30 protein-coding genes and 1 riboswitch are annotated in these 26899 nt (G+C 34.3%); of the genes, 11 read left to right on the forward strand and 19 right to left on the reverse strand.

From position 1 onward, the window contains the following. Positions 1-20: 20 nt before the first annotated feature. The 5 genes from BM361_RS03385 to rmuC all read right to left on the reverse strand — a co-directional run bounded on the left by BM361_RS03385 (position 21) and on the right by rmuC (position 3692). The gene (locus BM361_RS03385) at positions 21-719 is read right to left on the reverse strand and encodes a DUF3307 domain-containing protein (RefSeq protein WP_074976910.1); all 699 of its coding nucleotides are present in this window, start codon (positions 717-719) and stop codon (positions 21-23) included. A gap of 3 nt (positions 720-722) precedes the next feature. Then, positions 723-1346, reverse strand: a complete 624-nt coding sequence (locus BM361_RS03390; protein WP_074976911.1) for a SatD family protein — start codon at positions 1344-1346, stop codon at positions 723-725. A gap of 71 nt (positions 1347-1417) precedes the next feature. Continuing rightward, positions 1418-1963 carry an acyl-CoA thioesterase gene (locus BM361_RS03395; protein ID WP_074976913.1) on the reverse strand — a complete coding sequence of 182 codons (546 nt, stop codon included), beginning with the start codon at positions 1961-1963 and terminating at the stop codon, positions 1418-1420. A 1-nt stretch (position 1964) separates the two neighbouring features. Continuing rightward, complete coding sequence (locus tag BM361_RS03400) at positions 1965-2330, reverse strand: hypothetical protein (RefSeq protein WP_038264754.1); 366 nt, start codon at positions 2328-2330, stop codon at positions 1965-1967. 30 nt (positions 2331-2360) lie between these two features. Then, entirely contained in the window at positions 2361-3692 is a 1332-nt protein-coding gene (gene rmuC, locus BM361_RS03405) for a DNA recombination protein RmuC (RefSeq protein ID WP_074976915.1), read from the reverse strand. Positions 3693-3832: 140 nt separating this feature from the next. On the opposite strand from rmuC, the gene BM361_RS03410 reads away from it, so the two are divergent. After that, positions 3833-4669, forward strand: a complete 837-nt coding sequence (locus BM361_RS03410) for an endonuclease/exonuclease/phosphatase family protein (RefSeq protein ID WP_074976916.1) — start codon at positions 3833-3835, stop codon at positions 4667-4669. Between the two features lie 94 nt (positions 4670-4763). Here BM361_RS03410 and BM361_RS03415 read toward each other — a convergent pair whose 3' ends face one another. The 7 genes from BM361_RS03415 to BM361_RS03445 all read right to left on the reverse strand — a co-directional run bounded on the left by BM361_RS03415 (position 4764) and on the right by BM361_RS03445 (position 10725). Beyond that, on the reverse strand, positions 4764-5558 hold the full coding sequence (locus tag BM361_RS03415) for an ABC transporter ATP-binding protein (protein WP_038265507.1): 795 nt from the start codon (positions 5556-5558) through the stop codon (positions 4764-4766). Positions 5559-5572: 14 nt separating this feature from the next. Continuing rightward, positions 5573-6604: a FecCD family ABC transporter permease gene (locus BM361_RS03420; protein WP_074976918.1), complete on the reverse strand. Its 1032-nt coding sequence runs from the start codon at positions 6602-6604 to the stop codon at positions 5573-5575. Next, positions 6605-7753, reverse strand: coding sequence for an ABC transporter substrate-binding protein (locus tag BM361_RS03425; protein ID WP_074976920.1), 1149 nt, complete (start codon positions 7751-7753; stop codon positions 6605-6607). Between the two features lie 120 nt (positions 7754-7873). Further along, positions 7874-8422, reverse strand: a complete 549-nt coding sequence (cobC, locus tag BM361_RS03430; protein WP_074976921.1) for an alpha-ribazole phosphatase — start codon at positions 8420-8422, stop codon at positions 7874-7876. Beyond that, positions 8407-9171 (reverse strand): adenosylcobinamide-GDP ribazoletransferase, encoded by a 765-nt coding sequence (locus tag BM361_RS03435; protein WP_317039383.1) that lies wholly within the window; start codon positions 9169-9171, stop codon positions 8407-8409. The genes cobC and BM361_RS03435 overlap by 16 nt, the downstream gene beginning before the upstream one ends. Before the next feature lie 2 nt (positions 9172-9173). After that, positions 9174-10214, reverse strand: a complete 1041-nt coding sequence (gene cobT, locus BM361_RS03440; protein WP_074976923.1) for a nicotinate-nucleotide--dimethylbenzimidazole phosphoribosyltransferase — start codon at positions 10212-10214, stop codon at positions 9174-9176. 7 nt (positions 10215-10221) lie between these two features. Next, positions 10222-10725, reverse strand: a complete 504-nt coding sequence (locus BM361_RS03445) for a bifunctional adenosylcobinamide kinase/adenosylcobinamide-phosphate guanylyltransferase (RefSeq protein ID WP_074976925.1) — start codon at positions 10723-10725, stop codon at positions 10222-10224. An 88-nt stretch (positions 10726-10813) separates the two neighbouring features. After that, positions 10814-11068: riboswitch (cobalamin riboswitch) on the forward strand. Between the two features lie 70 nt (positions 11069-11138). On the opposite strand from BM361_RS03445, the gene BM361_RS03450 reads away from it, so the two are divergent. After that, positions 11139-12989: a TonB-dependent receptor plug domain-containing protein gene (locus BM361_RS03450; protein ID WP_074976927.1), complete on the forward strand. Its 1851-nt coding sequence runs from the start codon at positions 11139-11141 to the stop codon at positions 12987-12989. 50 nt (positions 12990-13039) lie between these two features. Here the strand turns inward: BM361_RS03450 and BM361_RS03455 are convergent, their stop codons facing one another. Continuing rightward, positions 13040-14473: a S41 family peptidase gene (locus BM361_RS03455; RefSeq protein ID WP_074976929.1), complete on the reverse strand. Its 1434-nt coding sequence runs from the start codon at positions 14471-14473 to the stop codon at positions 13040-13042. An 83-nt stretch (positions 14474-14556) separates the two neighbouring features. Next, positions 14557-16062, reverse strand: a complete 1506-nt coding sequence (locus BM361_RS03460) for a S41 family peptidase (protein WP_074976932.1) — start codon at positions 16060-16062, stop codon at positions 14557-14559. Positions 16063-16211: 149 nt separating this feature from the next. On the opposite strand from BM361_RS03460, the gene BM361_RS03465 reads away from it, so the two are divergent. From BM361_RS03465 to BM361_RS03480, 4 genes are read left to right on the forward strand one after another with little or no spacing between them, the layout of a single operon-like run. After that, the gene (locus BM361_RS03465; protein ID WP_038264735.1) at positions 16212-16721 is read left to right on the forward strand and encodes an RNA polymerase sigma factor; all 510 of its coding nucleotides are present in this window, start codon (positions 16212-16214) and stop codon (positions 16719-16721) included. Beyond that, complete coding sequence (locus BM361_RS03470; RefSeq protein ID WP_038264732.1) at positions 16708-17148, forward strand: hypothetical protein; 441 nt, start codon at positions 16708-16710, stop codon at positions 17146-17148. Before BM361_RS03465 ends, BM361_RS03470 begins: the two co-directional genes overlap by 14 nt. 12 nt (positions 17149-17160) lie before the next feature. Next, complete coding sequence (locus tag BM361_RS03475) at positions 17161-17688, forward strand: DUF4252 domain-containing protein (protein WP_038264730.1); 528 nt, start codon at positions 17161-17163, stop codon at positions 17686-17688. A gap of 53 nt (positions 17689-17741) precedes the next feature. Further along, entirely contained in the window at positions 17742-18290 is a 549-nt protein-coding gene (locus BM361_RS03480; protein ID WP_074976934.1) for a DUF4252 domain-containing protein, read from the forward strand. Positions 18291-18380: 90 nt separating this feature from the next. Here the strand turns inward: BM361_RS03480 and purB are convergent, their stop codons facing one another. After that, a complete protein-coding gene (gene purB, locus BM361_RS03485) occupies positions 18381-19724 on the reverse strand; it encodes an adenylosuccinate lyase (protein WP_038264726.1) in 1344 nt (447 codons plus the stop codon). Between the two features lie 299 nt (positions 19725-20023). Beyond that, a complete protein-coding gene (locus BM361_RS03490; protein ID WP_074976935.1) occupies positions 20024-20578 on the reverse strand; it encodes a hypothetical protein in 555 nt (184 codons plus the stop codon). 40 nt (positions 20579-20618) lie between these two features. Here BM361_RS03490 and BM361_RS03495 point away from each other — a divergent pair, with 40 nt between their 5' ends. Further along, positions 20619-21086: a heme-binding domain-containing protein gene (locus tag BM361_RS03495; RefSeq protein WP_074976937.1), complete on the forward strand. Its 468-nt coding sequence runs from the start codon at positions 20619-20621 to the stop codon at positions 21084-21086. On the opposite strand, the gene BM361_RS03500 is transcribed toward BM361_RS03495, so the two are convergent. Beyond that, positions 21061-21750 (reverse strand): SIR2 family NAD-dependent protein deacylase, encoded by a 690-nt coding sequence (locus BM361_RS03500; protein WP_038264716.1) that lies wholly within the window; start codon positions 21748-21750, stop codon positions 21061-21063. The two genes, BM361_RS03495 and BM361_RS03500, sit on opposite strands and share 26 nt — an antisense overlap. A 104-nt stretch (positions 21751-21854) precedes the next feature. Here BM361_RS03500 and BM361_RS16930 point away from each other — a divergent pair, with 104 nt between their 5' ends. Beyond that, positions 21855-23786, forward strand: a complete 1932-nt coding sequence (locus BM361_RS16930) for a CHRD domain-containing protein (protein WP_175496540.1) — start codon at positions 21855-21857, stop codon at positions 23784-23786. Between the two features lie 92 nt (positions 23787-23878). Here BM361_RS16930 and BM361_RS03510 read toward each other — a convergent pair whose 3' ends face one another. After that, complete coding sequence (locus BM361_RS03510; RefSeq protein ID WP_074976939.1) at positions 23879-24661, reverse strand: anti-sigma factor; 783 nt, start codon at positions 24659-24661, stop codon at positions 23879-23881. Beyond that, positions 24658-25191: an RNA polymerase sigma factor gene (locus BM361_RS03515; protein WP_074976942.1), complete on the reverse strand. Its 534-nt coding sequence runs from the start codon at positions 25189-25191 to the stop codon at positions 24658-24660. The genes BM361_RS03510 and BM361_RS03515 overlap by 4 nt, the downstream gene beginning before the upstream one ends. A 71-nt stretch (positions 25192-25262) precedes the next feature. Between BM361_RS03515 and BM361_RS03520 the strand changes: the two genes are divergently transcribed. From BM361_RS03520 to BM361_RS03530, 3 genes are read left to right on the forward strand one after another with little or no spacing between them, the layout of a single operon-like run. Continuing rightward, on the forward strand, positions 25263-25934 hold the full coding sequence (locus BM361_RS03520; protein WP_074976944.1) for a TrmH family RNA methyltransferase: 672 nt from the start codon (positions 25263-25265) through the stop codon (positions 25932-25934). 48 nt (positions 25935-25982) lie between these two features. Then, positions 25983-26513 carry an SRPBCC family protein gene (locus BM361_RS03525; protein ID WP_074976946.1) on the forward strand — a complete coding sequence of 177 codons (531 nt, stop codon included), beginning with the start codon at positions 25983-25985 and terminating at the stop codon, positions 26511-26513. A 1-nt stretch (position 26514) separates the two neighbouring features. Further along, positions 26515-26895 (forward strand): VOC family protein, encoded by a 381-nt coding sequence (locus tag BM361_RS03530; protein ID WP_038264701.1) that lies wholly within the window; start codon positions 26515-26517, stop codon positions 26893-26895. Positions 26896-26899 lie beyond the last annotated feature (4 nt).

Consider the following 26899-nt stretch of genomic DNA (forward strand, 5'->3'; position numbering starts at 1 on the left):
GCTATATAGCAACCCTTTTTTTAATGGATGTACTGGAAACATATACCTGTTAAAATAGCAACTCCGAAACTAAGAAGGGTTCCTATTAGAATGTACTCTGTTAGCTTTCTGTCTTTTGATTGTGTTAGATCGTTAAATCTGAATATTGATTTGGCGGCGATTAAAAAACCAACGCCCTCCCAATGATTTGTTGCTATAAATACAAATACAAGAAGTCGTTCGAGCATGCCAATATACATACCTGCATTTTGCAAAGAGCCGTTATGCTTCATTTCAGTTTTTGGGGTATAAACAGAGATTAACATTTTAATCATTATTGAACTTGGCATGGTTAAAAAAATAATCGAGGCAATCAGGAATAAAAATTCATTACTGAGCTTAAAATTAAATTGTACTGTAGAGGTTATTAACACCATGGACATGATCACAGCTAAATGCAATAGCTGATCAATAAAAAATAACAGACGTTTCGTTTTTTTTCTTTGGATTATTACTTTGGCTCCGTCAATAATGAAATGCGAAATACCAATTATTAAGGGAATATACCACTGTTCTGTATTCCAAAGCAAGATAAAACTTAATGCTACGTGAATAATGACGTGTAAATAAAGTTTTTTTGATCGAAGTTTCTTTTTTTCTTTGCTTTGAACCCAATTTTTGGGTTGTAGAAGGAAGTCTCCTATGAGATGGGCTATAAGTAGGCGTAGTAATAGTTCCATTTTTTATTTAGGGTGTTGCAATTGATCGATTTTTTGCCGATACATTTTATCTACATCTATTATTTCATCTAAATTGGCTCTTTTCTGACGTTCACTCACTGTGTTTTGCTTAATTCCTATAATGTTACCGATTTCTTTTTGAGATAGGAATGGGTTTTCCAGTGTTATTTTAACTATTTCAGCAGAGTTGGCAGTCCAGGTATCCATAGTGAGTAACAATAGTTTAAAATAAAGATTGAGTTCGGTATCTATTTGGTTATTTTTGGTTTTAATAGCCAAATTTACCTTATCTCTTTTAAGGCGTTCAAAACGTTCTCCAGAATATATGAATGCATCACCAGTGGCTTCAGAAATTGTTCTTGCTTCACCAGTTTTTTCTCCGACACCAATAGCTAATCGAACATCTAAACCCTTAATAGATCGAATAGCTGCCTTTAGCAGTACTGCTATTTTAAAGGCATTGTAGAAATCCTGTATTTCAACCTGAAAACTATCTCCTCTGAATATTTCCCAATATCGATCATTTTCAGTAATCTTAGTTAGCGATTTCTTTAAGACCTCTAACCAAACTTTTGGATCTTCTGATTGCCTGGAATTGATAATATCGCCTGTGATAACACTTGTCATAACTCAAATATCGTTTAAAATATTGATATATGCAAATATCGTTTTATAAGGCGATTTACTTGAATATCGTGTTATATGTCGATTTTAATGTTATATCCTTCTAATTCGTGTAACATATCTTTTGCATTGTATTTGACATGATCCGAATAATCTATTCGTTCATTACGTAATTCAATGCGTTTGATGCTTTTAAAAAAACGCCTGAGTTCATTTTCAGATTTAATAATGAGTCCGGGAACTTTAGCATTTGTACCATCCTTATCTTTGGCAACCATTGTAAAGTAAGATGAATTACAATGTTTGACTTTTCCAGATTGAATATTTTCGGCTTCAACACGAATACCAACAACAATAGATGTGTTTCCAACATAATTAACAGAGGCTTTCATAGTAACCAATTCACCAACTTCAATGGGTTGTAGAAAGTCTACCGTATCAACAGATGCAGTTACGCAGTAAGTTTCCGAATGTTTTGAGGCGCATGCAAAAGCAATTTGATCAAGTAAGGAAAGGATATAGCCCCCGTGGATTTTGCCACTAAAATTTGTATGAGACGGGAGCATTAACTCCGAAATGGTAACTTGGGACTCCGATACGGTTTTATGTTCTTTGTTCATTTTAATTCTGCTTATGGGGAGACACTTCTTTTGTTACGTCTGTAATGAAATATTTTGTATCGCCCAACCAAATTAATTTAGTGAATCGTTCTTTATAGCTAACTTTTACATAGTGACCCTGGTATGACTCCAGTTTCTTTAAAACATCTTTTCTGCTGTCTTCAACAGAAAATTTAAATATTTGAGCTCCTGAAATTCCTTGGCTTAACTCTCCTTCCCAAGTTTTAAAGATGACACCTTTATGACTAATTTTAATAAGCTCTCCAGAACGAACACCTTCACTGTAGGGAACAAAGTAAATAAAGACGAGGTATAGCGTACTTAGGAGAACTATAGATAACAAGAAAATTCTTAAAAATTTTTTCATTTGGGACTGATGTTTTAGTAATGAGTTGGATTAATCAATAAGTTCATCATCATGGTTTGCTCTATTTAACCATTTTTGATCGATTTGTTTACTTGCTTTGGCTCCTAACTTTTTTAATTTCTCAATTCGGGTCAATAGGTTTCCTCTGCCCGTAAGTTTGGTCATGGATGAAGAATATGTGTTTTGAACGGTCTGTAATTGTTTACCAACCTTTTCCAGATCATCTAGCAAGTTTTTAAACTGGTCATATAATCTACCTGCCTGAATGGCAATGTCTAATGCATTCTTATGTTGCTTATCATTTTGCCACATACTGTCAATAGTCCTTAAAGTTGCTAAAAGCGTCGATGGAGTAACAATAACAATATTTTTTTCAAAGGCAGTGTTATATAGTTGAGGCTCTTCCTGAGAAGCAATCGCAAAAGCAGGTTCCATTGGTATAAATAACAATACAAAATCAGGACTCTCTATCTTATAGAGATCATGATAGTTCTTGGCGCTAAGTTGATCGACATGTTTTTTTATTGAATTCACATGCTCTTTAAGTAATCCAGGCTTTAATAATTCGTCTTCTTCATTAACAAAACGTTCATAAGCAATTAGAGAAACCTTAGAATCGACAATCATTTTCTTATTGTCTGGAAGATTTATAATTACATCTGGTAAAACACGTTTCCCTTCTTCAGTGGTAAAACTATTTTGAACCGTATATTCACTACCTTTTTCTAAACCTGACTTCTCTAATACGCGTTCTAAAACCAATTCTCCCCAATTCCCCTGCATTTTGGTATCGCCCTTAAGAGCTTTAGTAAGATTAGAGGCCTCTTTGGTTATCTGTTGATTTAATTCTCTAAGGTTTTTAAGCTGTTCCTGAAGGGCAGAATGACGAGTAATACTCTCTTTATTACTATCCTCTACGCGCTTTTCAAAATGTTGAATTTTTTCCTGAAGCGGATTTAAAATATTCTTTATGTTTTCTTTGTTTTGAAGTGTGAATTTCTCCGACTTTTCTTCAAGTATCTTGTTGGCCAGAATTTGAAAATCTTTTGTGAATTTTTCCTGTAGCTGTTCTACTTCTTCCTTGTATTCTAAATTCTTTTGTTTTAAGTTTTCAAAATCTGCCTCCTTTTTGGTCAATTGAATAAAGATGCTTTCTCGTTCTTTTTGCAATTCTTTATAGGCCTCTTTTTCTGAAACAATAACTGAACGCAGTTCTTCAACAGAATTTTTTAATTGATTTTCACGCTCTAATGCTGAGCTTTCTTCGGACCTGGATTTTAGTTTTTGAATATAAATACCTAAAAATATACCAATGGCGCCAAAAATTAAGGCTATAATGATAAGAAGTAAATTTTCTGACATTTGATAGTTCTTTTAGTTCAAATATACATCATACAACTTTATTAATACTGCGATAATCAATGTTCCTTAGATACTAATTTAAAAATAACCAATTGATTGATTTGAATGTTATATCTTGTGGTTCCATAAATATTGTCATTATGTTTAAAAATATATTTTACGTTTTATTGTTATTCACGACCTTAGGAGTACCTGCTCAAAATTTGAGTGTGCTTTCCTATAATATTAAATACGATAATCCGAATGATACTGAGAATAATTGGAATGACAGGAAGGATTTTTTAATTTCTCAATTGAGATTTAATGAACCTGATATTTTTGGAACTCAAGAGGGATTGATTAACCAATTGCAAGAAATAGATAAAAATCTTCAACATTATAAATTTGTTGGTATTGGGAGAGATCATGGAGATAAGAGGGGAGAGCATACTGCAATATTTTATAATACAGACAGGATTGACCTATTGAAACATAACACCTTCTGGCTCTCTGAAACTCCGCAGATACCTTCAAAAGGATGGGATGCCGCGCTTAACAGAATTTGTACATACGCAATGTTTGAGTTTAAAGCGTCTGGTGAAAAATTTATTGTTTTCAATACACATTTTGATCATATAGGTGATCTTGCAAGGGTGGAGAGTGCTAAATTAATTCTAAAGAAAATTAAGGAAGTGAATACTGACAATCTTCCTGTTGTTTTGATGGGTGATTTCAACCTCCAGGAAAAAGACCAAGGGATACAATATATTACCACGGTTATGAAGGATACTTACGTTGCGGCCGGTGAAAATTCATTTGGTCCGAAAGGAACCTTTAATGGTTTTAAATTTGAAAATCCGGTAGACAAGCGAATCGATTTTATTTTTGTTTCAGATAAATTAAGTGTTTTAAAAAGTGCAATATTCAGTGACTCAAGGAACTGTAAATACCCTTCTGATCATTTCCCTGTTTACGCTTTATTAAAGTTTATAAAATAAAAGTCTTTTTAGAAATAAGGAGTTCTGCGATGTTTTTGCAAGAATTAAAGGATTCTTGTGCATTAAGTCTGGAGTCTTTAAGGTAGCAATTGTATTATTGGTTAACTCTAAAGCTTCCTGTTTTGGTGTCAAATTCAATTAAATCTTTTGGGAATAATTCATTGAACTTTCCCTCTTCAATCAATGAACAAGGATCTCCAAATGTTGTTTTATTTTTGGACATCACCAGCATCTTGTCACAAAGTTGAATGGCAAGGTCAATTTCATGTGAGGAAAAAAGAATGGTCTTACCTGTTTCAAAGGCAATTTTCTTCAAAATTTTTAAAATATAGGCCTTGTGATAGATGTCGAGATGTGTAGTGGGTTCGTCTAAAATAATTAAAGAGGTGTCTTGTGCCAGTGCTCTGGAAATCATTACTTTTTGAAGTTGACCATCGCTTAATTCGTAACACTTTTTATTTTCAAGTTCCTGTAAATTTACAAGGGCTATAGCCTCCTTAATTTTTCGAATATCGTTTTTATTGAGTGCTCCGATCCAATTCGTGTAAGGTTGTCTTCCCAACGCTATTAATTCTATAACAGTTATATTTTTGGAAGGGATTTTTTCCGTGAGTACCAAACTTAACTCCGAAGCTAATTCCAGTGGTTTATATTTTAGAATATTTTTTCCATTGATTTCGATTTCTCCATTAAGTTTTGGCTGAATTTTAGCAAGGGTTCTCAGGAGTGTGGATTTACCAACACCGTTAGCTCCAACAATGCCAATAAGCTCCCCGGGTTGAAGTGAAAAGTTTATGTCTTTAGCAATTATAAGATCTTTGCCTCTTACACTGTAACCAACGGAGAGGTCCTTGACTTTCAAAACGCTATGTTGAAGATTCTTTTTGATAATGAAATATTTAATTAAAACACCATTTTCTTTTTCCTGACTAACAACCATATAACTACCGGAGCTCCAATAATTGATGTAATCGCATTAATTGGTAATGAATATTCACTATGAGGTAATTGTGCTATGGTGTCACATATTAACATTAATATGGCACCGTACAAAATTACGGCTGGAACGAGAACTTTATGATTGTTTGTAATAAAAATTTGCTTTGTTAAATGCGGAACTGCAAGACCTATAAATGCAATTGGACCTGCAAATGCTGTAACACTACCTGCCAGTATACTCGTGGCAATAATGATAGTAAATCTCGATTTTTTTAAGTTCATTCCGAGACTTCTGGCGTAGTTTTCTCCTAAAAGTAAGGAATTGAGGTTTTTAAGTGATAAGATGCTTAAACCAATCCCGAGAACAGATATAATTGAGAAAATCAAAAGCTGATTCCAGCTTAGGTTCCCCAGACTTCCAAATGACCAAAAAATATATTGTTGAAGTTTTTCAGTATTACTGAAATAGGCCAGGACGCTGACGATGGCGGTAGTTATACTGCCAAACATCAACCCGATTATTAATAACGCCATGGTATCTCTAACCTTGCTGGCAACTATGAGAACCGCCATAAGTACTAAAAAGCTTCCCAGGCTTGCTGCCACTGCAATTCCGGTACTGCTAATTAAACTCATTGAAAAGACTGTTCCAAATACTGAGGTTCCCATTATAAGTATAGCTACACCTAAACTTGCCCCAGAACTTATACCTAAAACAAAAGGACCTGCCAATGGATTTCTAAACAATGTTTGCATTAATAAACCACTAACAGAAAGTCCGCTTCCAACCAAAATAGCTGTAAGAGCTTTGGGGATTCTGTAATTCAGTATAATATATTTCCAGGATTCCTTTTCTACTTCACCATTAATTAAAGACGAAAATATGGCTTTAACAGGGATAGATACAGATCCCATACTGATATTAGCAAGCAGGCACAGTATCAGTATGAAAACTAAAATAAAAAAAGAAATACGATATGCTTTGGCGCTTTTCAATTATTCTAATGGTTTAAAGAAAAACAATTTGTGGTTTGGTAAAAGTTCAGGATGTAAAATATGAATAATATCTTTTAAAACTACATCCGGGCGGTTTGGAGCCAGTTCGTAGTATAAAATTCCTCCTGTAGCCCCTTTGGTAAGACTAAAGGTATAAATGTTTTTGTTTTTATAGGCATCAAATAGGCTGTAGTGAGGATTCGAATCATCTAACTCGGCATACGATGTAAATTGTGATGATCCTAACCAAATATCAGCATTTTTAGCCTTTTCTAAAACGCTTTCAAAATTAAGAGCCAAACTACCAGTACCTTTGGTCTCTTTCCAAAGATAGTTGGCATTTGCATCTTTTAAGAATTGCCCTGCCCAGCTCTCACCTGTAGGCATATACCAAACGTCTTTAAACATTGCACCACTAAAAACAGTAGGACGTGATTTAGATTTTTTAGCAATATCCTTTACTCTTTGATATTCTTTTTCAATACTATTGAAGATTGAGTCAGCTAATTTTTCTTTGCCGAAAAACGGAGCGAAAAACTTGATCCATTCTGCTTTTCCCAAAGGTGTTTCTTCTGCCCAGTCTCCATTATAGGCAACAGAGATTCCTGAACGTTGAATTGCATCGTAAGTTTTATTTTGACTATTTATAGAAAAGCCTACAACTACATCAGGTTTCATATCAATTAATATCTCTGTATTGATCGATTCATTCATCCCTAATTCTATTATTTCCCCATTATCGATTCGTTTTCTTGCTGCCTCCGATGATACGTATTTAGTGTCTGGAAAACCTACTAACTTATCAATTTCATTGAGGGCTTCCAAGGCGGGTATATGCGTAGTTGAAGTCACCACAATTTTATCAATCGGAACCTCTATTAAAGCATCATAATCTATTTGGGGGGCATTAGCTCCTTTTGGAATCAGCACATATTTAAAAGACTCCTCACTGTTAGGCCAAGGTCCCAGAACATCAATGGAAGTGTACTGACTATTTTTGCTAATAGTAAATCCTTTTGCGTATTCAATATCGACCAATTCAACATCCGAATTACGAACTCCCTTCGAGGAGGAAGATTTTTTTTCTTTACAGCCTGTAAATGCAAGCATTAAGATCAGGCAAATAGAGAAGTATTTATACTGAAACATCTCTTATATGAGTTTATTTATAATATATTGAATATTAATTTTTGATGAACCAAACTTCGTTAATTTTTTTGAAAATGAATGAATATTGGTACAATTCAATCTATCTATTTATGCATGATTTCAATTAATTTCTAATCTGTTTTGGGCATAAATTATTTTAAAAACAGCCCCATAATCGATTTTAATTTTGAAGGAATCCTCAAGAGGAATTTGATTTATATGGGACAGAATTACTCTTATTACCCCGGCATGACTAACAACTATACTATTTTTTTTTGAGCTTAAAAGTTCTTCCAGAAATTCCAGGCTTCTTCTTTGTAAGTCGATATACGATTCTCCATTGGGAACCTTTACATTGACAAAATCATCCATCCATGGATTTAATTCATTGTTTTCAATATCGTTCCATTTTTTTAATTCCCACGTACCAAAATTGAGTTCTTTTAATCTGTTTTCCATAATGATTGGTTGCATTAGATCTTCGGCTAATATGCTACAACGCTTTAAAGGACTTGTATAAAGTTTAAATGATTTATAGTTTTTGGGTAATTGGTCTTTAATTTTTTTTAATTCAGTAAGATAATTTTCATCCAAATCAATATCTGCTTGTCCATAACAAGTTCCTTTTTCAATTTTGGGTGTCGTATGTCTGATTAAATATATTTCCATATAATAAGGATACTAAGATAAAAAACAACTTCACAAAGTTGTTGGGTTGCTCCAGCGCAATCACCTGTATGTCCGCCTAGCCATTTCATGAACTTTTTTCCTAAATACATTTTGGCGAAATAAACGGGAATGATGGATATAAAAACCCAGGGTGAGAAAAATAAAAAAAGAGGAGCGATGCCAAAAAGTCCGCTAATGATAATCATTTTTATATTTATACTCTTAGCCGCTGGTTTTGCCTTGCTATTTATATCATCTCGGACATATGGGTGAGTATATATTAAAGTTGTGGCCATGAATCTACTAAGGCTATGCCCTGAAATTAGTAATATCGGAATTAAGGAATTAGGGCTGCTTTTTAAAGCAAAAAACTTGATAGTCAGTATTAAAATAAGACCTACCGCTCCGTACGTCCCCAATCTTGAATCTTTCATAATTGAAAGTATCTTTTCTTTTGTCCATCCGCCACCTAATCCGTCACATACATCAGCAAAACCATCTTCATGAAAGGCCCCGGTAGTATATATGGTAGCTGCCATAGAAAGCAGTATTGCGATTTCTAGAGGAAGTAGATATAAGCTTCCATAGAAAGCCAATGCGCCAATACTACCAACAATTATACCCACTAAAGAAAAATATTTTGAACTTTTTGAGAGGTAATCAGGGTTGTGATCGACCCAATTCGGACAAGGGATTCTTGTAAAGAACATGATGGCGGTTAGAAAAATATGTAGCTCTTTCTTCAACATAGTTATTCTGATTTGGTACTTACCCCAGCACTTTCAAAACTGGCCATATGATTTAAAAAATCTGTAGATGCTCTTAACACAGGTACAGCCATAGCAGCCCCCGTACCCTCTCCTAATCGCATATTGAAGTTCAGTAATGGTTTAACATTTAGGTACTCAAGCATTTTTTGATGTCCTTGCTCATTAGAGCTATGCGCAAAAATGCAATAGTCAATTACATTCTTATTAATTTCAATTGCAATAAGAAGAGCAGAGGTGACTATAAAGCCATCGATAATGATGGTCATTTTATGCTCAGCTGCTTTTAATATAGCTCCAACAATCATTGCAATTTCATAGCCTCCAAAGGTGGCCAGTGCTTCTAAAGGATTATTTGGGTGGTGCTTTTTTAATACTTCAGAAAGTACTTTAGTTTTGTTTTGAATACCTTCCGCATTAAGCCCAGTACCGGCCCCAACACAATTTTCAATTGGTGTTTTTGTGATATAATGCATTAATAATGCAGCAGAGGAAGTATTTCCAATTCCCATTTCACCAAAACCAATAGTATTTACCTCATTTTTACTGCGATCTTCTACCAGTTCAGCTCCTTTTTTGATTGCTTTTAAACATTGTTCATTATTCATAGCAGGTTCCAGGCGATAATTTTTAGTCCCAAAATCAATTTTTGCATGAATAAGTGGCAGGTTCTTTTCAAAATTATAATTGACACCTGCATCAATAATCTGAAGATCAATGTTATTGGTTTCGCTAAAAACGTTAATAGCAGCTCCTCCTTGAAGAAAATTATAAACCATTTGCGTGGTAACTTCTTGAGGATAGGGGTTTACTATGCCTTCTTGTGCAATACCGTGGTCTCCAGCAAAGACTAAAATGGTCGGATTTTTGATTTTTGGTTCCAAGGTCTCTTGTATGGCCCCAATTTGTAGTGCAACCTTCTCTAAAACACCTAAAGCACCAATTGGTTTGGTTTTATTATCTATTTTATATTGAAGTTTTTCCTTTAGGTTATTATTTAGTAAGGGTGATATAGTAAATTTCATTCGTTAATTATTTTAAAGTAATTGGTAATCCAGAAACCATAAAAGTAGCCTTGTCGGCATGTTTTGCTATATGTTGATTCATCCAGCCCTGTAATTCTGTAAATTTCCTGCCCATATGTGTGTCTGCATGCAGTCCCATACCAATTTCATTAGAAATGATAATAATAGTAGCCGGGATTTCAAGGATTTTCGCAAATTCTTCCTTTGCTAACTTCAAACTTTCATCCCTGTCATGTTTTGTATCCATATAGAAATTCGTTAGCCAGAGCGTTACACAATCCACAACAACAACATCATTTGCAAAAATGACATTTGAAATAAATTTTTCCTCTTCAACCGAAATCCATCTTTCATCCCGATCTTCTATATGTCTTTGGATACGTTGTTGATGATCTTCATCCCATACACGTGAAGTTGCAAGATATTTAGGAGTAATAGAAAGGCTAAGTGCCAGATTTTGAGCGTATGAACTTTTTCCTGAGCGTTCACCTCCCGTGATATAATAAATCATTTTATGCAGAAATTTTTGATAAAAGTATTTAAAAAATAATTACAAAAAAGTTTTGAAGGAAAAGTTAACAGGTTTATAAATTAACTCTATCTTTGTCCAAGAATTTTGTTTCAAACCCTTATCAGGGGGGAGAATTAAAAGGGAATCTGGTGAAAAACCAGAGCTGTTCCCGCAACTGTAAGCTTAGTCCTTTTATAAGGACGCTTGTTGTAAAATCTTTGAAAACCACTGTTCATGTCAAATTAGTTTTGACAACCTGTTTTGGAAATTAATGATTACAGGAGAATGGGAAGGTATACAACAAGACGCAAGTCAGGAGACCTGCAAAATTCCATAAATAATTGTCAAACTTTCGGGATAAAGGTTTGGGTATGAATACTTCATGCTTTTTCCCTATTTACTGTAATTACAAAATGAATAAAAGAATTATTTCTGTTTGTACACTTGGATTGATGAGTGTGTATGCTATGGCTCAACAGAAAAAAAGCGATGTGGAACAACTGGAAGAAGTGGTTGTGTCTGATTCAAGATTTGAATTAAAACGTGAGAATTCTGGTAAAACTGTTATCAAAATTAATAAACAGGAAATTGAGCGCAATCAGGGTAAAACATTAGCTGAGCTTATTAATACCAAGTCAGGAATTGAAATTAATGGAAGTAGGAGTAACGCGGGACAAAATTTAAGTACTTATGTTAGAGGTGGTTCCAACAGACAGGTTTTAGTTATAATTGATGGCGTACAAGTGTCTGATGCATCTCAATCTGCGAGTGAATATGATTTACGTATGTTGTCTTTAGGTGCTATTGAATCTATTGAGATTATTAAAGGGGCGGCCAGTACCTTATACGGAAGTGGTGCTGCAACAGCAGTTATTAATATTACAACCAAAAAAGCCGCAGCAAAATCCGTTGCATTAAATATCAACTCAAGTATCGGAACTAATCAGACGCATGATGATCAAAACTATAATCTTGCGGATTTCCATAATGATGTGACTTTGAATGGTAACGGAGGTAAATTAAATTACCTTGTAAGTTTTAATCAGCAGAACACCAATGGTATGTCAGCTGCGGCTGAACAGGCGAAAGAAAAAGATCCATTTTCAAAATATGCTGTTAATGCAAAGTTTGGCTATGATTTTTGTGACTCATTTTCTTTTGGAGTTTATGGGAATTATACTGATATAGCATCTGCATATGATGCTGCGGCCTATACTGATGCAAATAATTGGTTTAATAGTAAGCAATACCGAACCGGGTTAACATCTAAAATTAAATATAATGGAGGTTCGGTTAATATAAATGGAGCTTACAGTAAATATGACCGTGAATTTATTTCAGCATATCCTTCAAGTTTTATAGCCGAAAACTGGGTAGTAGATGCTTACACAAAAAACACATTTAATAAGACCTTGTATACGATATTGGGGGTTAATATAGTAGATGATGAGACAGATTTTGAAAGTGCAGAATCTGCAACCAAAGTAGATCCGTATGCCAATGTTGTGTATGTTTCTGAATTTGGATTAAATATTAATTCTGGTGTTCGTTGGAATAATCATAGCGAATATGGTTCTCATTTTACTTACAATATAAATCCATCTTATGTATTTACCTTTGATGATAACTATTTGAAACTCTTCGGATCATACAGTACATCTTTTATTGCACCTTCGTTATCGCAATTATTTGGATTTTATGGACCAAATCCAGACTTGAAACCTGAAGAAGATAGAACTATTGAAGGAGGAGCAGAATTTAAACTTGGACAAAAATTTAGGGTTAGTGCTTTATACTTCAACAGGGATGAAGAAAATTTAATAGCTTACGATTTCAATCAAGGATACTATAATGTATCTGAGAAATCTTCTGCTCAGGGAGTAGAGGTAGAGGTTGTTGCAACCCCTGTTGAAGTATTAACTATCTCAGCGAATTATGCGTTCACTGAGCGTAAAGATGTTGTGGCAATCAGAATACCTAAACACAAAGCAAATGCAACAGTGGGGTATACTATTTCTGATAAAACATTTGCTTCGATAAGTTATCAATTTAACGGAGATCGACTGGATACTGATTTTAGTACTTTCAGTAATGTTACTTTAGATAGTTTTAGTTTAGTAGACTTTTATGCCAGCCATCAGCTGTCAAAAAAAGTGAAATGTTTCGCAGGAGTCTACAATCTCTTAAATGAAGAATATACCGAGTTATTAGGGTATAATACTCGAGGAAGAAACGTTAGGTTAGGTTTTAGTATTACTTTGTAATGATTGTAATGGAGAAAAAGCCGCTTGAGGGAGCGGCTTTTCTTTTGTTTTTAGAAGTTCTTCAGTTTAACTTTTTCAGTCTCGATAAACATATTGTCTTTTAAAGGTCTGACTATTTTAGAGTCTTTAAAACTCTCTACAGGTCTTGTTATTTGTGGAATTGCTTTGGCTGCAACTCCGCTAATCTCCTGAAGTGCTCTTGCTAAAAGAGGTTCGTTTATATCTCCCAAAACTCCCATATTATCTAAATCTTCTCTTAATTCAATTTCAGGTTGGAAACCATCCGTATAATCTGAAAATCCAACTGAATTTTCATTTCGAGATATAATGGGTTGCATTCCCCATGTGTGATTAGGATTTAGAGTCTCATCATCATATTGATAGCTTTCCGAGTCAAAAAGTGCAACGGATGCTTCATTTTTACCTACAGTTGTAGTTCCTATCTGGATCACTTCCATATATGGATCTAGTCCGTTAATGATTAATTCACTGGCCGAAGCTGTTCTTCCGGTGGTTAAAACATAAACTCTATTCAAGTTGAGTCCATTTATTGCTTCACCGTTAATAGAGGTTCTAAATTTATAGTCTGTCGCACTGTTTCCAAGAGCCGCCATAATTTTATTGTTATAACGTAATCGTATAAACAGGTCGTTGCTACTTTGCGAGCTAATCATACTGGCTAAATTAGCAGACGAATTTACCGAACCCCCAGGGTTGTATCTTAAGTCGAGTATTAAATCAATAATACCATCAGCTTTAAATTGAGCAAAGGCATTATTAAGCTCATCATCAAATTGAGCGGTAAATCCATTGTACATTAAATAACCTATTTTTTGGTTATTGTAATCGATGGTTTTTGATATAAAAATCGGATTTTCTGTGTAGTTATCAATCTTAGTTAAAGTAATTTCATTACCATTGGAGGTAAAAGCACCATTATCATAATCAGCCATATTCAGGGTATAACTATCGTTTGATCCGAATAGTAATTCGAAATAATTGGTGTCTGTTAATGTTTGCCCATCTACTCCTGTAAAAATATCTCCTCTGCTAATGTTTTTACCTTCAGCATCAGTACCTGGAAGTATATACCAGACATATCCAAATATTTCATTCGACGAACCGTTTTTATAGCTAAGACCAAATTCGACACCATTGGTTTTAAAAATACCTTGTTGTGAGTTTAACAAGTCGTTATAGTCATCAGTGATATAGCTAAATCGATCTTCGGGATAGGAGAGCGCATCAAACAAGTTGAAGGGATCCGGATAATTGTCTAAATATTTTGCATACTCTTCATTTGTAGAAAATCTATCATCAGCCAAGTCGCTTACTTCATCTTGCCAATAGTACCACAAGTTTAGTCCTTTCCAAATAAAATCTTGTATTTCAAGGTTATTATCCGGTACATAAACATTATCATCTCGATCCTCACAACTTACTATAGATAAAAATGCAATTGTAGAGAGTATTAATTTTTTCATGTTTTTTAGATTGGGTTTTGGTGAGGTAAGATACAAAAAAACCGCTCTAAAGAGCGGTTATATATAGTTAATGCATACTAAAGTTACTTATTACCTTTAAACACATCATAATTTGATATCCTGCGGTAAGGCTTGTAATCGGTTGAACTCTTTAGTGTGTTTATTTGATATCTCTCATCATATGCTTCAAGACTTCTTTTTGCAGCAATGCCTGTTATTTGTTGAATAGCAATTGCCAATAGCGGCTCATTTTGATCACCCAATACCCCTAAGTTCGAAAGTACTTCTTTTTGAGAAATATCAGGCTCCAATCCATTCGTGAATTCACTAAATCCATTGGCATTTTTATTGGTTCCAACCAATGGCTGAAGGGCATATTTGTGGTTAGGGTTTGCATTCGAAACGGATGCATCATTAATTACAGCATATTTATAGATGCCCTGACTTGTATTGTCAACAAGGGTTATTGAAAATTCATTTTTACCAACTGTTCTATCTCCAATGTGAATTACATCTATGTACGGCCTTAAGGAATTAATAACTAATTCTGATGCCGAGGCACTGTCGTCTGTGGCAATAATATAAACTTTTGAAAGGTTTAAACTATTTAAAGGGGTACCGTCTATATCTGAAACAAATGTGTTTTCTAAATCTTCAGAATTAAAAACCTCATTCCATTTGGTGTTCCATGATTGTTCTGAAAACAGTTGTCCACTGAATTGTCCTGTAATTAAACTACCTAGCCTGGTAGCAGAAAGGACAGAACCTCCGGGGTTATATCTTAAATCTACAACCAAATCTGTAACACCGTTTGATTTAAATTCGCTAAATGCATCATTAAGCTGATTATCAAAATTACGGGTAAATTGGTTGTACATCAGATATCCGATTTTTTTACCTTCTATATCTAATGTTTTGGAGATATGAATAGGATTCTCTGTTAATACTCCTTTTACAAGTTCAACATTCACACCGTTGGATTTGGTTTGATCATTTTCAATGGTTGCGAAATTTAGGGTGTATGTATCAGGGTTTAGTAAACTGAGGTTACTATTTGTAATACGCCCATTGGCATCTGTTTCGGCAAATAATTCTGTTCCATTAACAGCGTAAAAAATATCTCCGCGTTTTATTCCTTTTGCTTCAGCATCACTTCCATTGACAATATATCTAACAATACCAATAACCTTGCTGCCTCCCTCTGGTGGTCTGGTAAGGACAAATTCTATTCCATTGGTTTTTGCAACTCCTGAAAAAGAATTGAATAAAATATCATAATCAGGTACTATGGTGCTAAATCTATCCTTGTCTGATGTTATATCTTCAAAAAGTCCTTCTGGAGTTCCATATTTATTAAGAAATGTAAAAAACGAATTTTGATCACCAGAAAGATCGTCATCCAGATTTTCTACTTCATCTTGCCATAGGTACCACAGATTCATTGCGTCCCAAACAAATTTATTAATTTCACTTTCTAATACTACCGGTTCCGGATCAGGGGTTGGATCTGGGCTGTCATCCTTACTACAGCCAATAAATAAGCTGCTTACGAATATGACGATAATCCAATTTAAGTTTAAATATTTCATATAATTAGCAAATAAGTGTATGTTTCATTGGTCTCTATGCATCAAATTTACTTACATATACGAAATATTAAAATTTTTGTAACAAAATTTATGGTCATTCGTCTTCCTAGTATAAAGCAGTATATTTAAGCTGCCAACCAAACCTAATAATGAAACAAAGTGAGTTTTTAAATACTGTAATGCCTTTTAAGGATAAGCTGTTTAGAATGGCTAAAAGATTATTAGTATCAACTGAAGAAGCAGAAGATGCCACCCAGGAGGTGTTAATGAAACTATGGACTAAAAACACCACTTTATCGAAATATAAAAGTGTTGAAGCTTTTGCAATGACGATGACCAAAAATTATTGTCTTGATCGATTGAAATCTAAACAAGCTAATAATTTAAAGTTAGTTCATAGTAATTATACTGATGGTAATACATCATTGCAAAAGAAAGTAGAAGTTGCTGATAGTTTACAATGGATGACAAAAATAATGAATACATTGCCGGAGCAGCAGCGTATGGTTTTACAGTTAAGAGATATAGAACAATATGATTATGATGAAATAGCCGAGATGCTTGAAATGAATCAAACGGCTATCAGAGTGACCTTGTCAAGAGCCAGAAAGGCTGTTAGAGAACAATTGATAAAAAAGCACAACTATGGAATTGGTTAAAAAAATAGAGTTATTAATAGAAAAGTATTTTGCTGCTGAGACCACAGTGGCAGAAGAACAAGAGTTGAGAAACTATTTTTCACAGACGGATGTAGCGCCTCATTTGCAAGCGTATCAACCTATGTTTGTTTACTTTTCAACGGAGCAACAAGAAAGTTATAGTAAAACAGTTTCACTAAAACCCAGAAGAAAAAAATATTTAGCGTGGATTTCTGTTGCCGCTATGATAGCAATTGTTGTGAGTGTGTGGGTTGCAAATCCATTCCAACCTAATAATTTAGGTACTTATGAGGATCCTGAAATAGCTTTTCAGGAAACTCAAAAAGCTCTTGAGTTTTTATCAGCTAACCTTAATTTGGGGATAGAAGAGATAGGCCATTTAAAAGAGTTTGAACAAGCGAAAAACAAAATTTTAAAGAACAATTAATTATTCAGAACTATGAAAAAAATAGCATTAATATTAGTTATGGCTATGTTGCCTTTAGCAGGATTTTCTCAGTCAGTATTTGATAAGTTTGAGGATGCGAATGGTGTAAAAACTTTTGTTGCCAGTAAAAAAGCATTTGAACTTTTTTCGAGGATAGAAACCAACGATCCTGAAGCAAAAGAATTTATGGAATTAACAAAAAACCTTACCAGTTTAAAGGTGTTTGCTACAGAGAATCCGAAGGTTGCTGCTGAAATGAAGGCCACAGTAGATAAATATTTATCAAACTCATCATTAGAAGAGCTAATGAGAGTAAAGGATGATGATACCAATGTTAAGTTTTATATTAAGGCAGGTAAGGATGATGACCATGTGAGTGAGTTGTTAATGTTTGTGAATGGAATAAAAGATGTTAATATAAATGGAGGGAAAATCGAAACAGTTCTACTAACCCTTACAGGAGACATTGACTTAAACAAGATTAGTACTTTAACTAGCAATATGAACCTACCGTCTGAATTAAATAAAGCTGGACAATAAAATTTTAGTAACAATCCCGCAATGAAAGTTGCGGGATTAAAACCATTATTAAAATGAAAACGATATATAAGTATTTTACATTAGGAATTTTGGGAATTGTAATGACTTCATGTAACAATGGGAAAAGTTTACAGCAATATTTCGTCGATAGCTCAAATAACCCTGAATTTATTACTTTCGATGTGTCTTCTAATATTTTGAGTATTGCGGAAGATGAGCTCACACCCAATCAGAAAGAAACATTACACTCGATTAAAAAATTGAATGTTCTGGCATTGAAGTTAGATGATAGTAATGAATCATTTTATAAGGAGGAAAAAGAAAAAATTAAAAATATTTTATCTAGTGATTCTTATCAGGAAATAATGCGATTCAATACTGGGAATGCTCGTGGGGTAGTGAAATTCTTGGGAGAAGATGATGCAATAGATGAAGTTATACTATATGGTTCTGACGATTCGAAAGGGTTTGCTTTATTACGTATACTCGGGGATAATATGAATGTTGAAAATGTTGGACAGTTAGTTGAAGTAATTCAAAAGGGAACTTTGGATCAAAGTCAGTTAGGAAGTATAGGTAAAATATTTTCTGAGGTTAAATAATGATTAATTTCATCAATCAAAAATCAATAAAAAAACTGCTTGAGACCAAGCAGTTTTTTTGTATTATATAAATGATATCAGGTAACTTGATTAGATACCAGTATAGGTACTAGGACTAATCTTTTTAAGTTCCTTTTTAATGTCATTTGAAACGTTAAGTGTATCAATAAATGCTGCAATAGAAGTTTCGGTTATTTTCTCATTGGTTCGAGTAAGTCCTTTTAATGCTTCGTACGGATTCGGATATCCTTCACGCCTTAAAATGGTTTGAATTGCTTCTGCAACCACCGCCCAATTGTCTTCTAAATCATTTTCTATTTTAGCTTCATTAAGTAATAACTTACCTAAGCCTTTTAACGTGGCATTAAAGCCTATGATAGTATGAGCGATGGGAACACCAACATTTCTTAATACAGTACTATCTGTTAAATCACGTTGAAGTCTTGATACAGGTAATTTAACCGATAAATGCTCAAATATAGCATTAGCGATTCCTAAATTTCCTTCTGAGTTTTCAAAATCAATCGGATTTACTTTGTGAGGCATAGCAGAAGAACCAACTTCACCGGCTTTTATTTTTTGCTTAAAGTAGTCCATCGAAATGTAGGTCCAAATATCGCGGTCTAAATCGATTACAATGGTATTGATTCTTTTAAGACTATCAAAAATACTGGCCAGGTGATCATAGTGCTCAATTTGAGTAGTCGGGAATGAATAATGTAGCCCTAAAATCTCTTCTACAAAATGCTTACCAAATGCTTGCCAGTCTATTTGTGGATAGGCAATGTGATGTGCATTGAAGTTACCAGTAGCACCCCCAAATTTAGCAGCATCTGGTGAATAGCGCAATAGACGTAGCTGCTCTTCAATTCGTGTAACAAATACTTGTAATTCTTTTCCCAAACGTGTAGGAGATGCAGGTTGGCCATGGGTCCGGGCTAACATTGGGATTTCGGCCCAGGTGGTTGCCATCTCGTTTAATTTTTCAATTAAAAGTTTTAAGCAAGGCATATAAACCTGTATTAAAGCATCTTTTATTGAAAGGGGGATGGCAGTATTGTTGATATCTTGTGATGTTAAACCAAAATGGATAAACTCCTTATATTCAGAAATATTTAGCTCGTCAAATTTCGTTTTTATAAAATACTCCACAGCTTTCACATCGTGATTGGTGGTTTTTTCAATTTCCTTTATGGCTTGAGCATCAGCAGAAGAAAAATTATTATAAATTCCTTTGAGATCTTTATATAGATCCTTGTTGAAGTCTTCTAACTGGGGTAATGGTAATTCACATAAAGCAATGAAATACTCTATTTCTACCAGCACTCTGTATTTGATTAATGCCTCTTCCGAAAAATAGGCAGATAGTGCTTGTGATTTGTCTCTATAGCGCCCATCGATAGGCGAAATGGCATTTAATGATGTTAGTTGCATTGTGATGGTTTATAATAAAGGGCAAAGGTAAAGCTTATAGTTAAAATATACTAACTAGTTAAAAAAGGATAATTATCTTTTTGGTCTTTGTTGTAAAACTAACTCGTTTAACCTTTTAGATTAAAAAGTAGATGATAAAGAAATCACAGATTTAGTTTTGACTTTCCGGTGAATTTTAAAAGCAAAATTTTAAACTTATTGGGTCGTTGAACAGCGTATAGGCTTGCCATTTTATAATTTCAAGAGCTTCATGTTTACCGTATAGCCAAATGTTTTAGATAATTACCTCAATGAAATTATTATAATTTATTTAAAATATGACGTGCCCTTGCTTTATAAGCTGCAGAATGAGATGAAAAGCCTTGTCCCAAAACTTTTTTGAGCTCTGGATGAATCCAGTCGATTTTTTTTCCTAACAAGTAAAGCGATTGCATAGCGTAGGCTTTAGTAGCTACTTTTTCATCGTTAATTAACCAATCAAAATTTATTTCGGAAAGTTGTTCTAAATGATTTTTATTTAGGCTGTCTTTAATTTTAGATGGCGAGTTTTTAAAATATTCAATACACAGTAATTCACAAATTTTGGCACAGGGTCTTATGGCCGAATCATGATTTAAATGTTTGATGTTAATTAAAAAGTAATCAATATGAGGTAAAATCCAATTCAGTTTTTCTTTACAAACAAATTCTAATATCCAGCAAGATTTAAATGCGGTATCTGCATCGGCTTCAAAGCAGTGATTTAGAAGCTCTTCAAATAAATTAGGATGGCTAAGCACATAGTTAGCTAATTCTTGTCTATTCTTTCGGTAAGCATTGACATATTGTAATTTTTGAAATAAGCCATTTTGCATCCTTTATTTTTTCTAATTTAGGAGCTTTAAATTTAAAAAGATGAAAATTATAAAGAAAATTCTTCTCGGCTTATTATTAGTATTGATTGTAATGCAGTTTATCAGACCAGATAAAAATCAGTCTGAAGAAATTCCAGTAACTGATATTATTTTTGCTACCAAGCCCTCAGATGAAATAGCTTCTATTTTAAAAACTTCGTGTTATGATTGTCATTCCAATAATACGGAATACCCATGGTATGCCAATGTTGCACCGGTTTCGTATTGGATTTCTGATCATGTTGATCATGGCAAAGGTCATTTAAATTTCTCGGAATGGGAAACATATACTGACAAGAAAAAAGCTCACAAAATGGAAGAGATAGCTGAAGAGGTTGAAGCTCATAAAATGCCTTTAGAATCTTATTTATGGATGCATGGTGAGGCTAAACTTTCACAGGGACAAATAGACTTACTTGTTAACTGGGCTAAAACAACTCAAGTTAAATACGAGACAGCATTGAAATAGCATGTGGAACTCCTATTGTGGCTTTATCAGCTATGATTTCTAAGTTTGGAATTTCTGATTTAGAAATATTAGGTTTTGGATCGATAAAGTAAATGGGAGTTTCAACTTTTTTATAATGTACTAAACTTGCAGCTGGGTATACTTGCATTGAGGTGCCAACTACCATTAATATGTCCGCTTCTGAAACTTTTTCGATAGCCGGCTGCATCATGGGTACAGCTTCTCCAAACCATACGATATGTGGCCGTAGTTGTGAATTGTGTTCACAAAAGTCTCCTATATTGATATCTTCTTTCCAATCATAAATGAGATCTTCATCAAATGAACTTCTAGCCTTTAGTAATTCTCCATGGAGATGAATAACCGTTCTGGATCCGGATCTTTCATGTAGGTCATCGACATTCTGAGTTACGATGGTAACATCAAATTCATTTTCTATTCGAGCTATCGCTATATGTGCATTATTAGGGGTAACTTCTAAAAGTTGTCTTCTTCTTTTATTATAAAAGTCGAGAACAAGTTTTGGGTTGTTTTCCCATCCTCGAGGAGAGGCTACTTCCATTATATCATGACCTTCCCATAAACCATTTTCATCCCTGAATGTATTAATTCCACTTTCAGCACTTATTCCCGCACCGCTTAGTATTACTAGTTTCTTCGGCATTTCGTAAAGTTTTTTTAAAATTAATTAAAAAATAATAAAACCGCTCTACCAATAATCTCGTAAGTGGGGGTATAAAAAGAAAATGTTTAATTAAAACTTTACCAATGAAAACAAAAATTCTCGGAACATTATTAGTATCATTTTTCCTTTTAATGAGTTGTAGCAATGATGATGACAACTCAGGAGTGGATTATATGGGAGATACAAAAGTGTACAGTTTGATGTCTGTTTCAAATCCTTCGATTTCAGGAACAGCTAAATTTATTATGAATAAAGATAATTCTACAACAATAGAATTAAAACTAAATGGAACCTCCAATGGAATGCACCCGGCTCATATACATTTCAACACTGCGGCCGAAGGAGGAGGAATTGCGGTATCTCTGAATTCGGTTGATGGTTCTACCGGAATGAGCACAACTTCATTTAACGCTCTGGATGACGGGACATCGATTACTTATGATGATATGATTGATTTCAATGGGTATATTAACGTTCATTTAAGTAGTGATGATTTAACAACCTTAGTAGCTCAGGGTGATATTGGCCAAAATGAGCTTACAGATGATATGAAAATGTATGATTTAGGGAGTGTTTCAGATCCCGATATTTCAGGAATGGCAGTCTTCACCAAAAGGGTTAATGGAACCACTCTTGTAACTTTAGATTTGATGAACACCCCTACAGGAGGAGTGCACCCATCACATATACATTTTAATACAGCTGCCGAAGGGGGAGATGTTGCTATTTCATTGTCATCAGTTAACGGAGATAATGGAAAGAGTATGACTCAGGTTGGTATGTTGAATGATGGAACCGCTATTACCTATGAAGAGTTATTGAGTTATGATGGGTACATTAATGTACATGCCAGTGTTGATGATCTGGCAACCTTAGTAGCTCAGGGTGATATAGGACAAAATGAATTGACGGGTGATGAAAAGGTTTATGATTTAGCGAGTGTATCAAATCCTGCTATTTCCGGAACGGCAACCTTCAAAAAGCGAGTGAATGGTACCGCCTTAGTAGCTTTAATGCTTATGGGAACTCCAGCAGATGGTGTTCATCCATCACATATACATTTTAATACTGCGGCAGAGGGTGGTGATGTAGCAATTTCGTTATCTTCAGTTAACGGAGAAAGCGGAATGAGCATGACTCAAGTGGGAATGTTGAACGATGGTACTGCTATAACCTATGAAGAGTTATTAAATTTTGATGGATATATCAATGTACATGTTAGTGCAGATGATTTAGCCACTTTGGTCGCTCAGGGTGATATTGGACAAAATGAATTGACAGGAGATGAGAAGACTTATGATTTAGGAAGTGTTTCTGACCCTGCTATTTCTGGAACGGCTACTTTTAAAAGACGAATGAATGGTAACACGTTAGTGGAGTTAATGCTAATGGGGACTCCAATGGATGGTATGCATCCTTCTCATATACATTTTAACACGGCGGCTGAAGGAGGAGACATTGCAGTTTCATTAAATGCTGTAGATGGAAATACCGGAATGAGTAAGACCTCAGTGGAAATGTTAAATGACGGTATGGCAATTACATATGACGATTTGTTGGATTTTGATGGGTATATTAATGTACATGCAAGTGCAGATGATTTAGCGACCTTAGTAGCTCAGGGCGATATAGGTCAGAATGAATTATCAGGTGAGTCTATGAACTATAACTTGGGGAGTATATCTGACCCATCAATAAGCGGAGAAGCCATTTTTTATCAAAGAGTGAATGGAGAGGCATTGCTTATGATAGCTTTAGAGGGAACCACGGCTGGAAATACCCATCCTTCACATATTCATATGGGGTCAGTAGATAATCCTGGTGATATCGCAATTAGTCTAACCCCAGTAGATGGGGCAACTGGAGTATCTAAAACTAATATTTCAATGTTAGATGCCGGTGATGCCTTTTTATATGAAGATGTATTGGGGTATAATGGTTATATCAATGTACACTTAAGTTCTAATGATTTAGCTACTTTGGTCGCTCAGGGTAATATAGGAGCTAATAATTAGAGAATTTATGTTAGTTTTTTATTTTATGTTTAATGGTTAATGTTTTAAAGGGTCGTAATTACGACCCTTTTTAATTTTAGAAGAAGGTGTATTTATATCTTACCTAAGGTGTAGAGTTGTTCTAGTGTAGGCGTCTTACTTCCTCCGGCTGGTTCCAGAGTAATTCCGAATGCATCAGCATCTTTAACACTTTCTACATTAAATAATTTAGCCTTATTATCTTCAAAGCTTTCAAGTAGACCAATACTAGTAGGTGTTAGCGGATCTAATTTTAGTGACCACACTTGATAAACCTTGCCTTTAGGAGGAGCAGGTAATCCACTTGCATCAATAACCACTTTATTAGATTCTTTATTCCAATATACTTGGGCATAGGAGTCTGGAGAAACCTCCTGTCCACCTAGCTTAATAAAATCGGTGTTTCTTTCACGTATAAAGTTCAGGATCGTATTATATTCTTTATTTTTATTCGTTATCGTTTTGTTTTCTTCCAGTATGTTATCACGCTCGGTACGAACCACCTCGATTGTACTTTCGGATTGTTTATACTTATTGTAAAAAGTGTATGATGTGACCAGAAGTACGATGGATGCCGCCCAGCCAACATATGTTCTCCAGCGATTAGATTTAATTGGCACCACCTTTTTATGATCTTGAAAAATTTTATTTTTAATAAGTTCGTAGTTAATAGCTCTTAGGTATGGAGCTGTTCCACTTGATAACCGAATAACAGCTTTTTCAATTGCCTCAACTTCCTTTTTTACTTCAGGATGTTGTTTTATCATTTGCTGTACTTCAGATTTTTCTTCTTTATTTAAACCTCCATAGACGTACAACTCCAAAATTCCGGATGCTATATATTCTTCTATATTCATCTCACCTCTAAAATAGTTCTTAATTCGTTAATGCAAGCTCTGTTTCTGGTTTTTAAAGTACCCATTGGGATGTCTAATTCTTCTGCAGCTTCCTTGTGTGTAAAACCTTTATAAAACAGTAAATCAATAATTTTAATACATTTTGGTTTTAATTTTTTTATAAAACTTCCAATCCCTATGGCGTCAGTGATATTTGAAAGATTATAGGAATCTTTTATTACACTTACGAAATTTTCGGTTGATAGGTTTTTTTTGAAGTTTTTGTAATTTTTTGATCTGTACTTATCAATTGCTGAGTTACGGGCTATATTGATAATCCATGTATAGAAGCGTCCCTTGGATTCATCGTAGGAATCCATATTGTCCCAGATTTTAATCATTACTTCCTGCAATATATCTTCCGCCTCTTCCCGATTAGAAATTATATTGTGAATTACACCATAAAGACTTTGGGAGTACATGTCATAGAGGTAGTCAAAAGATCTGGAATCCTTTTTTTTGATAAGGTCTAAGAGTTGTTCTTGATCCATATAGTATTTGGTAAAGGCCCAAAATACAAAAAATGATATAAATTTGACATTAAATAAGAAGAAGTTGAATAATGTTAGATTTAAATCTCTTAGATTATTTAGAAACATTTCTTACGGAAGATCGTATTCGAAAATTTAAAGAAATTCTTTCTCAAAGGACTCGTCATTTTACCGTTGTCACCGAAGATGTATATCAGATGCACAATGCGAGTGCGGTAATTAGAAGCTGTGATGTCTTTGGCATACAAGATGTTCATCTGGTTGAAAAAAGATTTGGGAAGCGCCTGGATAGTAAAATAGCTATGGGGGCACAGAAGTGGGTGGATATTCAAAGATATTCAAGTACAAGGGGCTGTATGGATCACTTAAGAGCTAAAGGGTATAAGATAATTGCCACAACACCACATATTGACTCAAGGTATTTGGAGGATTTTGATATTACTCAAAAGTCGGCATTCTTTTTTGGAACCGAATTAAAAGGTTTGTCTGAAGAAGTTATGAATGGTGCAGATGGATTTTTAAAAATTCCAATGGTAGGATTTACAGAAAGTTTAAATATTTCAGTTTCGGCAGCTATCATATTGCAATATCTAACAGGTAAATTGAGGCAGTCTGAAATTGCCTGGCGATTGACAGAGGAGGAGATGTTAGAAAAGAGGATTGATTGGTCTAAAAAGTCAATTAGGAGTATTGATGATATTTTAAAGCGTTATTACGAAATTAATGACTTACCAGGTTCATAATCAAATTTTTAGTAAATTTAGGCTAAGTAACCAATCATCAAACTTTATATGATAATTTTAATTTACATTATAGCAGCCATCGTAATGCTGTTGTTGCTGTTGGCTGTAATTTCTCCTAAAAACTATCACGTTAACAGAAATATTACAATTAACAAACCGGTTTCTGAGGTATTTGAATATTTAAAGTATTTGAAAAACCAAAGTGAATGGTCGCCATGGGAGGCTAAGGATCCTGATATGCAAAAAGAATTTGTAGGTACTGACGGTATGGTAGGTTTTGTTTCCAGATGGAAAGGTAATAAGGATGTTGGTGAAGGAGAGCAAGAGATTACCCATATTAAAGAAAATGATATTGTTGAAACACAACTTCGCTTCATTAAGCCATGGAAGTCAGTTTCTGATGCCTATTTGAAGGTTACTGAGATTTCTGATAATACAACCAGAGTTTCCTGGGGCTTTCAGGGAGTAAACAAATTTCCGATGCGTATTTTTATGTTGTTCATGAATATGGATAAGGCAGTTGGTAAGGATTTTGAGGAAGGATTAAATCAATTAAAAAAAGTCTTAGAAAAAAAATGAGATGATGAATAATATGGTCGGATGGTTCGAAATTCCTGTTCTTGATATGGAGCGAGCCAAAATATTTTACGAAACGGTATTTAATATAAAGATACATATTGAAGATTTCAAAGAGTTAAAAATGGGTTGGTTTCCTTGGGAAGAAGGGAAGCCAGGTGCTGCAGGATCTTTAGTGTTTCATAAAGAATGGTATAAGCCAAGCGAGCGTTATGGCCCATTATTGTATTTTTCATCTGATGATGTACAAAATGAAATAGCTAAAATCGAATCCTCAGGAGGGAAGATTATTCAGCCTAAGACCTTGATAAAAGAGGATATTGGATATATGGCTGTTTTTTTGGATACCGAAGGTAATCGAATTGCATTACACTCCAGGAAGTAATCAA

Origin of the sequence: Zhouia amylolytica (assembly GCF_900116365.1) — a bacterium.
In the GTDB taxonomy this organism is placed as follows: domain Bacteria; phylum Bacteroidota; class Bacteroidia; order Flavobacteriales; family Flavobacteriaceae; genus Zhouia; species Zhouia amylolytica.